9 protein-coding genes are annotated in these 14826 nt (G+C 69.6%); all 9 read right to left on the reverse strand.

What is annotated here, in order from left to right:
- Nucleotides 1-39: 39 nt before the first annotated feature.
- The 9 genes from O1G22_RS11690 to O1G22_RS11730 all read right to left on the reverse strand — a co-directional run bounded on the left by O1G22_RS11690 (nt 40) and on the right by O1G22_RS11730 (nt 14735).
- Nucleotides 40-510 (reverse strand): Dps family protein, encoded by a 471-nt coding sequence (locus tag O1G22_RS11690; protein ID WP_270086394.1) that lies wholly within the window; start codon nt 508-510, stop codon nt 40-42.
- Nucleotides 511-691: 181 nt separating this feature from the next.
- Nucleotides 692-1066 (reverse strand): helix-turn-helix domain-containing protein, encoded by a 375-nt coding sequence (locus tag O1G22_RS11695; protein WP_053666341.1) that lies wholly within the window; start codon nt 1064-1066, stop codon nt 692-694.
- A gap of 109 nt (nt 1067-1175) precedes the next feature.
- A complete protein-coding gene (locus O1G22_RS11700; protein ID WP_270081309.1) occupies nt 1176-1721 on the reverse strand; it encodes a CinA family protein in 546 nt (181 codons plus the stop codon).
- Nucleotides 1718-2476: a CDP-diacylglycerol--glycerol-3-phosphate 3-phosphatidyltransferase gene (gene pgsA / locus O1G22_RS11705; protein WP_225100702.1), complete on the reverse strand. Its 759-nt coding sequence runs from the start codon at nt 2474-2476 to the stop codon at nt 1718-1720. The genes O1G22_RS11700 and pgsA overlap by 4 nt, the downstream gene beginning before the upstream one ends.
- Nucleotides 2473-3945 (reverse strand): 30S ribosomal protein S12 methylthiotransferase RimO, encoded by a 1473-nt coding sequence (gene rimO, locus O1G22_RS11710; protein ID WP_270081310.1) that lies wholly within the window; start codon nt 3943-3945, stop codon nt 2473-2475. The genes pgsA and rimO overlap by 4 nt, the downstream gene beginning before the upstream one ends.
- Before the next feature lie 344 nt (nt 3946-4289).
- Complete coding sequence (locus O1G22_RS11715; protein ID WP_270081311.1) at nt 4290-5129, reverse strand: helix-turn-helix domain-containing protein; 840 nt, start codon at nt 5127-5129, stop codon at nt 4290-4292.
- Between the two features lie 282 nt (nt 5130-5411).
- A complete protein-coding gene (locus O1G22_RS11720; protein ID WP_270081312.1) occupies nt 5412-8174 on the reverse strand; it encodes a DNA translocase FtsK in 2763 nt (920 codons plus the stop codon).
- A 124-nt stretch (nt 8175-8298) separates the two neighbouring features.
- Nucleotides 8299-8979 (reverse strand): response regulator, encoded by a 681-nt coding sequence (locus tag O1G22_RS11725; protein ID WP_225100706.1) that lies wholly within the window; start codon nt 8977-8979, stop codon nt 8299-8301.
- A 299-nt stretch (nt 8980-9278) separates the two neighbouring features.
- Complete coding sequence (locus tag O1G22_RS11730; protein WP_270081313.1) at nt 9279-14735, reverse strand: HAMP domain-containing protein; 5457 nt, start codon at nt 14733-14735, stop codon at nt 9279-9281.
- Nucleotides 14736-14826 lie beyond the last annotated feature (91 nt).

Below are 14826 nucleotides of genomic sequence, written 5' to 3' on the forward strand. Positions count from 1 at the left end.
TCACCTGAGACAGCACGTCGAGCGCGTCTGGACGGATCGCTAAGCGTTCTCCGCCTGGAACATCCAGTGATGCTTCTCCAGGTCCGCCGTGATCCCGATGAAGATGTCCTGGGACACCGGATCCGGTGTCCCCGTCGCCTCCACCCGCTTCCGCATCCGGGTGATCACCGCGCCGAGCGCGTCCACCATCGCGCCGACCGCGTCCCCGTCCTTGATCCAGCCCGCCGGAGTGGTGCCGATACCGCTGCCGGAGGACACCGTGGCCGCGCGTCCGTCAGGTGGGACACCGAGGGCCGAGGCCCGCTCGGCCACCGTGTCGGAGTGGGTGCGCGCGGAGGCGACGACCTCGTCGAGCTGGAGGTGGATGGACCGGAACCGGGGCCCGACGACGTTCCAGTGGATCTGCTTGGCGACCAGCGAGAGATCCACCAGATCGACGAGAGCGCCCTGCAGCGCCTCGGACACGGTCTTCAGATCCGCGTCGGCCAACGGGCTCTTCACGACGTACATCCGCTTCCTCCGGTGCTTCGGCGCCGTCACGTCCCTCCACCATGACCGCACCGCGCAAACCCGGCAAACGGACGCAAGCCGACCGGCAATGACAGAGCCCCGGTGGACTCCCCCAGGTCTCCCTGGAGCAGCCGGCCGGGGCTGTCACTCGTATCGGATCGCTAGGCCGCGTGCGCGAACCTCACGCGGCGACCACGTCCACCGCCTCCGCGGGCGCCTTGATGGTCACCCGTTCCGGGGGCACACCGGTCACCGACACCGAACCCAGCATCGGACGGACCGGGGTGGGCACGGGCTCGGTGGCCGCGGCGGACTGGGCCAGCTCGGCGAGCGCCAGCTCGTCGCTCACTTCTCGCATGAGTTCCGACATCCGTACGTCCAGCGCGTCGCAGATGGCGGCGAGCAGCTCGGAGGAAGCCTCCTTCTGCCCCCGCTCCACCTCGGAGAGATAGCCGAGTGAGACTCGGGCGGACGAGGAGACTTCGCGCAGAGTACGGCCCTGGCGTTGGCGCTGCCGACGCAGCACGTCACCCAGCAGGCGACGGAGCAGAATCATCGGTGGCTCCCTCCTCGGACCGCGTAGCCGCATCCTTCTCGCCCCACCGTACCGCCTCGCGCCGCGGCCGTGCGGGGAGCGATGTCGTGTTCACTCAGGGCTGCAAACATCAAAACCCCCCGTTCCGTTCCGTATCCTGTGCCCGCTCATTTCCGGTCTGTTCGTCCGCAAGCCGCTCCAGGAGCAGTGCGAGTACGCTCCGTACACTCTCCATACGAATTTCCGCACGGCTGCCGTTCAACCGCAGAGCCTCCACTTTTCCGCCACCGGCAGAACCTGGGCGGCCGGTGAACGGCCCGTCGGCGGCCACGAACACCGTCCCGACAGGCTTGCCGTCCTGCGGGTCGGGGCCGGCGACCCCGGTGGTCGCGAGGCCCCAGTCGGCGCCCAGAGCCTTGCGCACTCCGGCCGCCATCTGGGCGGCGACCTGCGGATCCACCGCTCCCTGTCGCTCCAGCAGGGCGGTGTCGACGCCCAGCAGGTCGCGCTTCAGTTCCGTGGCGTAGGCAGTGACCGAGCCCCGGAACACCTTGGACGCTCCGGGGACTCCCGTGATCTCCGCCGCCACCAGGCCACCGGTGAGCGACTCGGCGACGGCGAGGGTCTCGCCCCTCACTGTCAGTAGTCGCACCAGTTCGGTGGCCGTGGAACTCACGCTTCCTCATCCTCCAACGCTGCCGCCCGCTCGGCGATTCCCCGGCGGCGCAGCACAATGGCTTGTCTTACGTAGTCGAGACCGGTGACGACGGTGAGGACGACCGCCACAGCCATCACCCAGAACCGCAGAGTCGCCAGCCACCCCGTCAGTGCCAGGACGTACATCCCGACTGCCACGCCCTGGGTGAGTGTCTTGAGCTTGCCGCCCCGGCTCGCGGGGATCACTCCGTAGCGAATGACCAGAAAACGCAGAAGTGTGATACCGAGTTCCCGGCCGAGGATCACCACGGTGACCCACCACGGCAGATCGCCCAGGGCGGACAGACAGATGAGCGCCGCCCCCATGATCGCCTTGTCGGCGATGGGGTCGGCGATCTTCCCGAAGTCGGTGACCAGGTTGTAGGTGCGCGCCAGATGCCCGTCGAACAGGTCGGTGATCATGGCGATGGCGAAGGCCGCCCAGGCCAGCGAGCGCCAGGCCGGGTCATAGCCGCCGTTCGCGAGCATCAGCGCCACGAAGCCGGGCACCAGGACCAGCCGGAGCATGGTCAGCAGATTGGCTACGTTCCAGACGCTGGCCTGATTGACGGCCGCAGCCGTGATCTTCCCGCCGCGCGGGGGCTTGCCACCGCTGTCGGCACCTGGAGCAGAACCGGAGACCTCCGACCGGGCGCCGTCGGCAGCCGCGGCGGAACCCCGAGGGCCCTGTGCGCCGGAGGAGCCGCCCGCGGCGGATGCCGGGACTCCGGTCATCTGCCCGCCTCCTCACTACACGCGAGCGAGCCGGCCAGCGGCTCGGCCACCAGGTCGACACCTTCCGTACCGACCACCTTCGCCTCGACCATACGTCCGACGCTCAGGCCTTCGCCGCTCGTGAGCAGGACCTGGCCGTCGGTCTCGGGCGCCTGGTGCGCCGCGCGGCCGTACACGCCCTCTTCCTCGTCGACGGACTCGACCAGGACGCGCACGGTCTCGCCGACGCGCTCCTCGGCGCGCTGCGAGACGAGCTCCTCGGTGAGCCGGGAGATGTGCGCGAGCCGCTCGGCGACGACGTCCACGTCCAGCTTGTCGCCGTACGTCGCCGCCTCCGTGCCCTCCTCGTCGGAGTAGCCGAAGACACCGATGGCGTCCAGGCGGGCGCCGGTCAGGAAGCGCTCCAGCTCCGCCAGGTCGGCCTCGCTCTCGCCGGGGAAGCCGACGATGAAGTTCGACCGCACGCCGGCCTCGGGGGCCTTGGAGCGGATCGTGTCGAGCAGCTCCAGGAAGCGGTCCGTGTCGCCGAAGCGGCGCATGGCACGCAGCACGGCGGGCGCGGAGTGCTGGAAGGACAGATCGAAGTACGGAACGACCTTGGGGGTCGAGGTCAGGACGTCGATGAGCCCCGGGCGCATCTCGGCCGGCTGCAGATAGCTCACCCGCACCCGCTCGATGCCGTCGACCTCGGCGAGCTCCGGCAGCAGGGACTCCAGCAGGCGGATGTCGCCCAGGTCCTTGCCGTAGGAGGTGTTGTTCTCGGAGACCAGCATGATCTCCTTCACGCCCTGTTCCGCCAGCCACCGCGTCTCGTTCAGGACATCGCTGGGACGCCGCGAGATGAAGGAGCCGCGGAAGGAGGGGATGGCGCAGAAGGAGCAGCGGCGGTCGCAGCCGGAGGCGAGCTTGACCGAGGCGACCGGGGAGCCGTCCAGCCGGCGGCGCAGAGGGGAGCGCGGGCCGGAGGCGGGCGCGACGCCCTCCGGGAGGTCGGCCGGGCCGTGGCCGGGCAGCGCGACGGCGGCGGCCGATTCCTGGCGCTCGGCCGGGCTGATCGGCAGCAGCTTGCGGCGGTCGCGCGGGGTGTGCGAGGCGTGGATGCCGCCGGACAGGATGGTCTGCAGGCGATCGGAGATGTCCGCGTAGTCGTCGAAGCCGAGCACGCCGTCGGCCTCGGGCAAGGCCTCGGCGAGTTCCTTGCCGTACCGCTCGGCCATGCAGCCCACCGCCACGACGGCCTGGGTTCTGCCATGATCCTTGAGGTCGTTGGCCTCCAGGAGGGCGTCGACGGAGTCCTTCTTCGCGGCCTCGACGAAGCCACAGGTGTTGACCACGGCGACGTCGGCGTCCGCGGCGTCCTCGACGAGCTGCCAGCCGTCCGCCTCCAAACGGCCTGCGAGCTCCTCCGAGTCCACCTCGTTGCGGGCGCAGCCGAGAGTGACGAGTGCGACGGTACGGCGTTCAGGCATGGGCTCAAGACTACTTTGTCTCACTGACAGCCCACGTCGACGGGGTCAGGGCCTCCCCCGGCGGACCATGCCGGAGTCGCGAGGGCCGGCCCGCACATCTGCGGCGTTGTCGTCAGTCGCCGACGCCCCCACGCTCGAACGGGGCTCGCGCGGGGAGGACCCCCACGCGTCGCCCGCCGCGGCAGCGGCTGATGTCACGGCCTCCTTCGCCGTGCAGCCGCACGCACCAGCCCCCGCTCAGGCAGGCCGGGACGCACCGTCCCCTGCAGTCGGCCCGGTCCGGCGGGCAGACCCTGCCGATTCTCGGCCAACCCCGTCACAACCGCTCTCCCGAAGGGCCTCGCTCACCCGGCCACCGGGTCACCCTTCGTGTACGTCAGGCGCTCCACGGCGCCCGGCTGGAAGTTGTCGTCGATCTTCTTGCCGTTGACGTACAGCTCGATCGCGCCGGCGTCGCCGAGGATCAGGTTGATCTTGGAGCTGTCCTGGAAGGTCTTGGACTCGCCCTTCTTCAGCAGCCCGTCGAAGAGCATCCGGCCGTTGTGGTCCTTGGCCGAGATCCAGCTGCGTCCGTTCGGCGCGCTGACCTGCACGGTCACTTTGTCCTGCGGGGCCGCGGCGATGGCGCTGTCGGAGGGCGCGCCGGTCGGCGCGGCGGGCTTGTCCTTCGTCGGCGTGGGCGAGGCGGGCTTGGTGGTGGAGGACGTGGCGCCCTCGGCGACCTGCGTCTTGGAGCTTCCGCCGTCGCCGCCCTTGAGGGCGGTGAAGCCGACGAAGCCGATCACGACGACGATCGCGGCGACCATGGCCGCGGTCCAGTTCGGCCCGCGCCGCTCCGGGCGGATCCGCTCCGCCTCGAACAACGGGGCCGCCGGCGTGGGCGCGGGTCGCCCGCCGTGCTCGGCGTCGTACTGGGCGATCAGGGGCGCGGAGTCGAGGTGGACGGCCTTGGCCAGCGTGCGGATGTGCCCGCGCGCGTACACGTCGCCGCCGCAGGGGGCGAAGTCGTCCGCCTCGATGGCGTGCACGATGGCGATACGGACACGAGTGGCACTGCTGACGTCGTCCACGGTGAGCCCGGCCGCGATCCGCGCCTGCTGCAGGGCGCGGCCCACGGAGACACGGGGTTCCTGGGACTCGTCTGGGAACGGACGCTCGTCTTCAGGGGAGTTGCCGATGGACACGGGGGCGCCTTTCGAGCGTGTAGCCACCTGTGCTGGAAGCTCAGTCTAGGGGGGGTACGAAAGGGTGGGGCAACCGGGCGGTCGGACCTTTACGCCATCGGAATGGCCGGTCGTCCCGACGGCCGGACAGGCAGATGTCCCATGGTGGGACGCCTGCCCGTCCTCTCGCTCAACTTGACGTACCACAAAGCGAAACGGTTGCCCGCCGATCTCTAACGGGTGGGTCACGACGATCCGGCCACCCGGCGTAACCCGTGTCCGCCGGACGGCCCTTCGCACTACCTACCCGTCAGACTCCCCGCGGATCACCGCGAGCACGCCGTCCAGCTCGTCAGGCTTCACAAGAACGTCACGTGCCTTGGAGCCCTCGCTGGGCCCCACGACGCCCCGGGACTCCATGAGGTCCATGAGCCGCCCGGCCTTGGCGAAGCCCACGCGCAGCTTGCGCTGGAGCATGGAGGTCGACCCGAACTGCGTGGAGACGACCAGCTCGGCCGCCTGGCACAGCAGGTCGAGGTCGTCGCCGATGTCCTCGTCGATCTCCTTCTTCTGCTTGGTGCCCACCGTGACGTCGTCCCGGAAGACCGGCGCCATCTGGTCCTTGCAGTGCTGGACGACGACCGCGACCTCGGCCTCGGTCACGAACGCGCCCTGCATGCGGGTCGGCTTGTTCGCCCCCATCGGCAGGAAGAGGCCGTCGCCCTTGCCGATCAGCTTCTCGGCGCCGGGCTGGTCGAGGATGACCCGCGAGTCGGCGAGCGAGGAGGTGGCGAAGGCCAGCCGGGAGGGCACGTTGGCCTTGATCAGACCGGTGACCACGTCGACCGACGGCCGCTGGGTGGCGAGGACCAGGTGGATGCCGGCCGCGCGCGCGAGCTGCGTGATGCGCACGATCGCGTCCTCGACGTCACGCGGCGCGACCATCATCAGGTCGGCCAGCTCGTCCACGATCACCAGCAGGTACGGGTACGGCTGGAGCTCGCGCTCGCTGCCTTCGGGCAGCTTCACCTTGCCGTCACGGATGGCCTGGTTGAAGTCGTCGATGTGCCGGAACCCGAACGCGGCCAGGTCGTCGTAGCGCAGGTCCATCTCACGCACGACCCACTGCAGCGCCTCGGCGGCCCGCTTGGGGTTGGTGATGATCGGCGTGATCAGGTGCGGGATGCCCTCGTACGCGGTCAGCTCGACGCGCTTGGGGTCGACCAGGATCATCCGGACGTCCTCCGGGGTCGCCCGCATCATGACCGAGGTGATCAGGCAGTTGATGCAGGACGACTTGCCGGAGCCGGTGGCGCCGGCGACCAGCATGTGCGGCATCTTCGCCAGCGAGTGCATGACGTACCCGCCCTCGACGTCCTTGCCGAAGGCGACCAGCATCGGATCGTCGTCCTCGGCCGACTCCGCGAGCCGCAGCACGTCGCCGAGGTTGACCATCTCCCGGTCGGTGTTCGGGATCTCGATGCCGACCGCGGACTTGCCGGGGATGGGGCTGATGATCCGCACGTCCGGGCTGGCGACCGCGTACGCGATGTTCTTGGTCAGCGCGGTGATCCGCTCGACCTTCACGGCGGGGCCGAGCTCGACCTCGTAGCGGGTGACCGTCGGGCCGCGGGTGAAGCCGGTGACGGCCGCGTCGACCTTGAACTCGGTGAAGACCTGGGTGAGCGAGGCGACGACGGCGTCGTTGGCCTCGCTGCGCGCCTTGCCGGGGCCGCCACGGGTGAGGAGGTCCAGCGACGGCAGCGCGTACGTGATGTCTCCGGAGAGCTGGAGCTGCTCCGCGCGCGGAGGCAGGTCCCGGGGCTCCTCGGGGGCCTTCTTGGTCAGGTCGGGGACGATCCCGGGCTTGAGCTGCTCCTGCTTGGGGCGCGCGGCCGGCACCGGCGAGGGCGCGGGGGCCGGCGCGGGCTCGGGAACCGGCTCGGGCTCGGGCGTGGGCACCGGGGTGGTCTCTTCGCGTCCCCCGATGCTGACGCCCTGCGTGAGGTCGGCGACCAGCGGGGAGGGCGGCATGCCGTGCAGCACGGCGCCGTCGAGCGCCGCAGCGGCGGCCGCGGCGACGTCCACGGCGTCCATCTGGCGCCGCGGATCCGGCTGGGGCACCGCGGAGCGCCTGGGACGGCCACGGCGCCGCGAGAGGGCCTCTTCCTCGGCGCTATCAGGGTCGTACGCCTGAGGGGCGCCCGAGCGCCTTCGGGGGCGCGCGGGCAGCGCTTCGCGCCACTGTTCGTCGTAGCGCTCGTCGTCCTCGGTGTACTCCTCGGCCTCGTGGTCGTGCAGCACCCCCAGGCGCACGCCGAGCGCCCGCAGCCGCTGCGGGATGGCGTTGACCGGGGTGGCGGTCACCACGAGCAGCCCGAAGATCGTCAGCAGCACCAGCAGGGGTACGGCGAGCACATCGGTCATGGTGTACGTCAGCGGGGTCGCCGCCGCCCAGCCGATGAGGCCGCCGGCGTCCCTTATCGCCTGCATGCCGTCGCTGCGCGCGGGCGAGCCGCAGGCGATGTGGACCTGTCCGAGCACGCCGATGACGAGGGCGGACAGACCGATCACGATCCGACCGTTGGCCTCCGGCTGCTCAGGGTGCCGGATGAACCGTACGGCGATCGCCGCGAGCAGTATCGGCACCAGCAGGTCGAGCCGGCCGAAGGCGCCCGTGACGAGGATCTCCACGAGGTCGCCGACCGGGCCCTTCAGGTCGGCCCAGGTGCCGGCGGCGACGATCAGCGCGATGCCGAACAGCAGCAGAGCGATGCCGTCCTTGCGGTGGGCCGGGTCCAGGTTCTTCGCACCCTGCCCTATGCCGCGGAAGACGGCGCCGACGGCGTGCGCGAGGCCCAGCCAGAGGGCGCGCACGAGCCGGTACACGCCCCCGGTGGGGCTGGGCGCCGGCTTCGGCGGAGCCGCCTTCTTCGCCGGGGCCCTCTTGGCGGGCGCCTTCTTGGCCGGGGGCTTCTTCGCTGCGGCCTTCCTCGCCGGAGCCTTCGCGGGAGCGGCCGCCTTCTTCGCGGGCTGCTTCTTGGCTGCGGAGGGACGTGAGGCCATGGGTGTGAGGTTACCGGGGGAGACGACAGCGGACACGTGTGCCCACAGCTTCACCCGTTCGTGTCGCCCTTGCGGGGATCCGGAACTGACGCACGCTCATGGGCAACCACCGGACGGGAGTACGTCAGTTCTGCGCCGGCACCGTCGAACCGCCCGGCCCGGCGCCCGGCTCCAGGGCATCCAGCGCGCGCCGCAGCCCGGTGAGTTTGCGCTCCAGATGGGCCGCCGTGGCCACCGCGGCCGCGTCCGCCGAGTCGTCGTCCAGCTGCTTGGACAGTGCCTCGGCCTGCTCCTCGACGGCTGCGAGCCGCGCGGACAGCTCGGCGAGCAGCCCGGCCGACTCCTTGCCACCGACCGCACCCTTGGCGCCGCCCTCCAACTGCAGCCGCAGCAGCGCCGCCTGCTCGCGCAGCTGGCAGTTCTTCATGTACAGCTCGACGAAGACCGAGACCTTCGCGCGCAGCACCCACGGGTCGAACGGCTTGGAGATGTAGTCCACCGCGCCCGCCGCGTAGCCCCGGAAGGTGTGGTGCGGGCCATGGTTGATCGCCGTGAGGAAGATGATCGGGATGTCCCGGGTCCGCTCGCGCCGCTTGATGTGCGCGGCGGTCTCGAAACCGTCCATGCCCGGCATCTGGACGTCCAGCAGAATGACCGCGAAATCGTCCGTGAGCAGTGCCTTGAGCGCTTCCTCCCCGGACGATGCCCGCACCAGCGTCTGATCGAGCGCCGAGAGGATCGCCTCCAGCGCCAGCAGATTCTCCGGCCGGTCATCGACCAGGAGGATCTTGGCCTTCTGCACCATGGCCCGCCCTCCTCGCCCCGGCGGTACACCGGGCGCCGCCCCAGGGGACGACTCCCTTTCGCCGCCCGTCCTTGTGCCGGTCATCGTAGCCGCACCCCGCCCGTCGCCACACCCTGTCACCGCGATGTCACTGTGCACATAGCGGAAACGCGGCGGGAGACCGGATGGTTCCCGGAATCCCGCATTCCCATACGTGCGCAGCGCCCCTTGAGTTGTACGTTCGCAGCCACCTCACACGGGCAACTCCCGACGCCCGCCGGAGGTTCCCCGAGTGTTCACATCCCGGCGGACCGCCGCCGTCACCGGCCGGCCATCCACTGCTGCATCACGGCCAGCAGATGGTCCGGGTCGACCGGTTTGGTCACATAGTCCGAGGCGCCCGACTCGATCGCCTTCTCCCGGTCGCCCTTCATCGCCTTCGCCGTCAGCGCGATGATCGGCAGCCCGGCGAACTGCGGCATCCTGCGGATCGCCGTGGTCGTCGCGTACCCGTCCATCTCCGGCATCATGATGTCCATCAGCACGACCGCCACGTCGTCGTGCTGCTCCAGCACCTCGATGCCCTCGCGGCCGTTCTCGGCGTACAGCACCGACAGGCCGTGCTGCTCCAGCACGCTGGTCAGCGCGAACACATTGCGGATGTCGTCGTCGACGATCAGCACCTTCTCGCCGCCGAACCGCACCGCGCGCGCGGGGTGCGGCGCGCCCTCCTGCTCGGGCACCGCCCACTGCTCCGGCCGCGGCTCGCCCTGCGGCAGACCGCGGCGCCGGCGCCGGAAGAGCGCCGCGGGACCGTTCTGCGTCTCCCGGTACGACTTCACCTCGGCCGGCATCTCGATCTCCACCGCGGACAGCTCCGAGGACTGCCCGGACTCGGAGGCGAGCAGCTCGCCCGCCCCCAGCGGGGGCACGGACTGCTGGTAGCCCTGCGGCGGCAGTTCGCTCGGGTGCAGCGGCAGGTACAGCGTGAACGTCGAGCCGCGGCCCGGCTCGCTCTGCGCGTGGATCTCACCGCCGAGCAGCTGCGCGATCTCCCGGGAGATCGACAGGCCCAGGCCGGTGCCGCCGTACTTGCGGCTGGTCGTGCCGTCCGCCTGCTTGAACGCCTCGAAGATCACCCGCATCTTGCTGGCCGCGATGCCGATGCCCGTGTCCGTCACCGAGAACGCGATCAGCGGCCCGTCCGGATCGGTCAGCGAGCCGGCCTCCAGCAACTGCTCCCGGATGCCCACCGGGACATCCGCTCCGGCCGGCCGGATCACCAGCTCCACCGACCCCGAGTCGGTGAACTTCACCGCGTTCGACAGCAGGTTGCGCAGCACCTGCAGCAGCCGCTGCTCGTCGGTGTGCAGGGTCGCGGGCAGCTCCGGCGAGACCCGCACCGACAGGTCCAGGCCCTTCTCCGCGGTCAGCGGGCGGAAGGTGGCCTCCACATAGTCCACGAGCTGGACGAGCGCGATCCGCGTCGGCGAAACGTCCATCTTGCCCGCCTCGACCTTCGACAGGTCCAGGATGTCGTTGATCAGCTGGAGCAGGTCGGAACCGGCGCCGTGGATGGTCTCGGCGAACTCGACCTGCTTCGGCGAGAGGTTGCCCTCGGCGTTGTCGGCAAGCAGCTTGGCCAGGATCAGCAACGAGTTGAGCGGGGTGCGCAGCTCGTGCGACATGTTCGCGAGGAACTCGCTCTTGTAGCGCATCGACACCGCGAGCTGCTCGGCGCGCTCCTCCAGGACCTGCCGGGCCTCCTCGATCTCGGTGTTCTTCACCTCGATGTCGCGGTTCTGCCGGGCCAGCAGCTCGGCCTTCTCCTCCAGTTCGGCGTTGGAGGCCTGCAGCGCCTTCTGCCGGTTCTCCAACTCGGCGGACCGCTCGCGCAGTTGCTCGGTCAGCTCCTGCGACTGCTTCAGCAGCTGCTCGGTCTTGGTGTTGACCGAGATGGTGTTGACGCTGGTCGCGATCATCTCGGCGATCTGGTTGAGGAAGTCCTTCTGGATCTGCGTGAACGGCGTGAAGGAGGCCAGCTCGATGATGCCGAGCACCTTGCCCTCGAACAGCACCGGCAGCACGATCACCTGCGCGGGCGGGGCCTCGCCGAGCCCGGAGGAGATCTTCAGATAGCCGCTGGGCGCGTCCGAGACCAGGATCGTCCGCTTCTCCTGCGCGGCCGTGCCGACCAGCGCCTCACCGGGCCGGAACGACGTCGGCATGGAGCCCATCGAGTAGCCGTACGAGCCCAGCATCCGCAGCTCGTAGTTGTCCTCGCCGTTGCCCACGGCCTTGCCCTCGACCAGCGGCATCGCCAGGAAGAACGCGCCGTGCTGCGCGGACACCACCGGCGTCAGCTCGCTCATGATCAGCGAGGCCACGTCCTCCAGGTCCCGCCGGCCCTGCATGAGGGCGGAGATGCGGGCCAGGTTGCCCTTGAGCCAGTCCTGCTCCTTGTTGGCGATCGTGGTGTCGCGCAGGTTGGCGATCATCTTGTTGATGTAGTCCTGCAGTTCCTGGATCTCGCCGGACGCGTCCACGTCGATCTTCAGGTTCAGGTCGCCACGGGTCACCGCGGTCGCCACGCGCGCGATGGCACGCACCTGCCGGGTCAGGTTCCCGGCCATCTCGTTCACCGACTCGGTCAGGTCCCGCCAGGTGCCGTCGACGTCACGCACGCGTGCCTGGCCGCCGAGCTGCCCCTCGGTGCCCACCTCGCGCGCGACGCGCGTGACCTCCTCGGCGAAGCTCGACAGCTGATCAACCATCGTGTTGATCGTCGTCTTCAGCTCAAGGATCTCACCGCGGGCGTCAATGTCGATCTTCTTCGTCAAGTCACCCTTGGCGATGGCCGTGGTGACCATGGCGATGTTGCGCACCTGACCGGTCAGGTTGGACGCCATCTGGTTCACGGACTCCGTCAGGTCCTTCCAGGTGCCGGCCACACCGGGAACGTGCGCCTGGCCGCCCAGGATGCCGTCCGTGCCCACCTCACGGGCCACCTTGGTGACCTGGTCGGCGAACGAACTCAGCGTCTTCACCATGGTGTTGATGGTGTCGGCGAGCTGCGCGACCTCACCGCGCGCCTCGATCGTCACCTGCCGCGTCAGGTCACCGTTGGCGACGGCCGAGGCCACCTGGGAGATGTTGCGCACCTGCATGGTCAGGTTGTTGGCCATCAGGTTGACGTTGTTGCTCAGGTCCTTCCAGATACCCGTGACACCCTGCACGTGCGCCTGGCCGCCCAGGATGCCCTCGGTGCCCACCTCGCGGGCCACCCTGGTCACCTGCTCGGCGAAGCTGGACAGTTGATCAACCATGGTGTTGACCGTCGTGACCAGCTCAAGAATCTCGCCCTTGGCGTCAACAGTGATCTTCTTGGACAGGTCGCCCTTGGCCACCGCCGTCGTGACCTCGGCGATGTTGCGCACCTGGATCGTCAGGTTGTTCGCCATGAAGTTCACGGACTGCGTGAGGTCCTTCCAGGTGCCGGAGACGCCCTGGACCTCGGCCTGGCCGCCCAGGATGCCCTCCGTACCCACCTCACGGGCCACCCGGGTGACCTCCTGGGCGAACGACGACAGCTGGTCCACCATCGTGTTCAGGGTGTTCTTCAGCTCCAGGATCTCCCCGCGCGCGTCCACGGTGATCTTCTGGGAGAGGTCACCGCGGGCCACGGCGGTGGCGACCTGCGCGATGTTGCGCACCTGGGCGGTGAGGTTGCCCGCCATGCCGTTCACGGAGTCCGTCAGGTCCCGCCACACACCGGCGACACCCGGCACCTGCGCCTGACCGCCCAGGCGCCCCTCGGTGCCCACGTCGCGCGCGACCCGGGTCACCTGATCGGCGAAGGCGGACAGTTGATCAACCATCGTGTTGATCGTGTTCTTCAGCTCAAGGATCTCGCCGCGCGCGTCGACGTCGATCTTCTGCGACAGGTCGCCGTTGGCCACCGCCGTGGTCACCTGGGCGATGTTGCGCACCTGGGACGTCAGGTTGCCGGCCATGAAGTTGACGGAGTCCGTCAGCTCCTTCCAGGTGCCCGACACGCCGTCCACCCGGGCCTGACCGCCGAGGCGGCCCTCCGTGCCCACGTCCCGGGCCATCCGCGTGACCTGGTCGGCGAAGCTCGACAGCTGGTCCACCATCGTGTTCACGGTGTTCTTCAGCTGGAGCATCTCGCCGGAGACGTCGACGGTGACCTTCTGCGAGAGGTCGCCGTTGGCCACCGCCGTGGTCACCTGGGCGATGTTGCGCACCTGCCCAGTGAGGTTGCGGAATGCAGTGTTGACGGAGTCGGTCAAGTCTTTCCAGGCACCGGCCGCGCCCGGCACCTGCGCCTGACCGCCGAGCTCACCCTCCACACCGATCTCCCGGGCCACCCGGGTCACCTCGGCACCGAACGCCGACAGCTGGTCCACCATCCCGTTGACGGTGTTCTTCAGCTCCAGCATCTCGCCGGCCACGTCCACCGTGACCTTCTGCGACAGATCACCGCTGGCCACGGCCGTCGTCACGGCGGCGATGTCCCGCACCTGCGTGGTCAGGTTCCGGAAGACCGTGTTGACCGAGTCGGTCAGGTCCTTCCAGGTACCGGCCGCGCCCGGCACATTCGCCTGACCGCCGAGCCGCCCCTCCGCGCCGACCTCGTTCGCCACGCGCGTGACCTCGTCCGCGAAGATCCGCAGCGTCTCGGTCATCTGGTTGATCGTCTCTGCGAGCTGAGCAACCTCGCCACGTGCCGGAACAGTCACCTTCTGCGACAGATCACCGTTCGCCACAGCGGTCGTGACCTGCGAGATCCCGCGCACCTGCGCCGTCAGGTTGCCCGCCATCGTGTTGACGGAGTCGGTCAGCTCCTTCCACACACCGGCCACCTCGGGCACCTGCGCCCGGCCGCCCAGGATGCCCTCGGTGCCCACCTCCCGGGCCACCCGCGTGACCTCGGAGGAGAACGCCGACAGCTGGTCCACCATCGTGTTGACGGTGTTCTTCAGCTCCAGCATCTCGCCCGCGACATGCACGGTCACCTTGCGTGACAGGTCACCCTTGGCGACGGCCGTGGTCACCAGCGCGATGTCCCGCACCTGCGCGGTCAGCCGGTCCGCCATCGTGTTGACGGACTCCGTCAGGTCCTTCCACGAACCCGACATCCCGCGCACCCGGGCCTGCCCGCCCAGCTTGCCCTCGGTCCCGACCTCGCTGGCCACGCGCGTGACCTCGTCGGTGAACGTCGACAGCTGGTCCACCAGGTTGTTGACCGTACGGCCGACCTTCAGGAACTCGCCCCGCAGCGGATGCCCGGCGCCGTCGTCCTGCGCCTGCGTACGCAGTTCCATCCGGGGCGACAGATCGCCCTCGGCGACCGCCGTCAGCACCCGGCTGACCTCCGACACCGGCCAGACGAGGTCGTCCACCAGCGCGTTGGAGGCGTCGATGGCCGACGCCCAGGAGCCCTCGCAGGCCCCCGTCTCCAGGCGTTCCGTGAGTTTCCCCTCACGCCCCACCATGCGCCGTACCCGGGACAGCTCACCGGTCAGATGCAGGTTCCGGTCGGCGACCTCGTTGAAGACCGCCGCGATCTCCGACATCACACCGTCCCCGGAGACGGTGAGCCGCTTGCGGAAGTTTCCGTCACGCATCGAGACGAGAGCCGCCAGCAGCCGATTCAGGGCAGCCGTGTCCACGGCGGTGGTGCCGCCGGTCCTGCCCAGGGACGGTCCGCCTTTCGCGCGCGTCTTCGTGCCACGCGTCGCCGCGCCAGACTCCACTGTGTCCCTCCCGGAGGGGTAGACCGCCTACTGCTCTGCTCCGTGCTCGGCCGCTTCGGCCACCGGCGTGCCGGTCATCGGCATACCGGAT

It is taken from the genome of Streptomyces camelliae (assembly GCF_027625935.1).
In the GTDB taxonomy this organism is placed as follows: domain Bacteria; phylum Actinomycetota; class Actinomycetes; order Streptomycetales; family Streptomycetaceae; genus Streptomyces; species Streptomyces camelliae.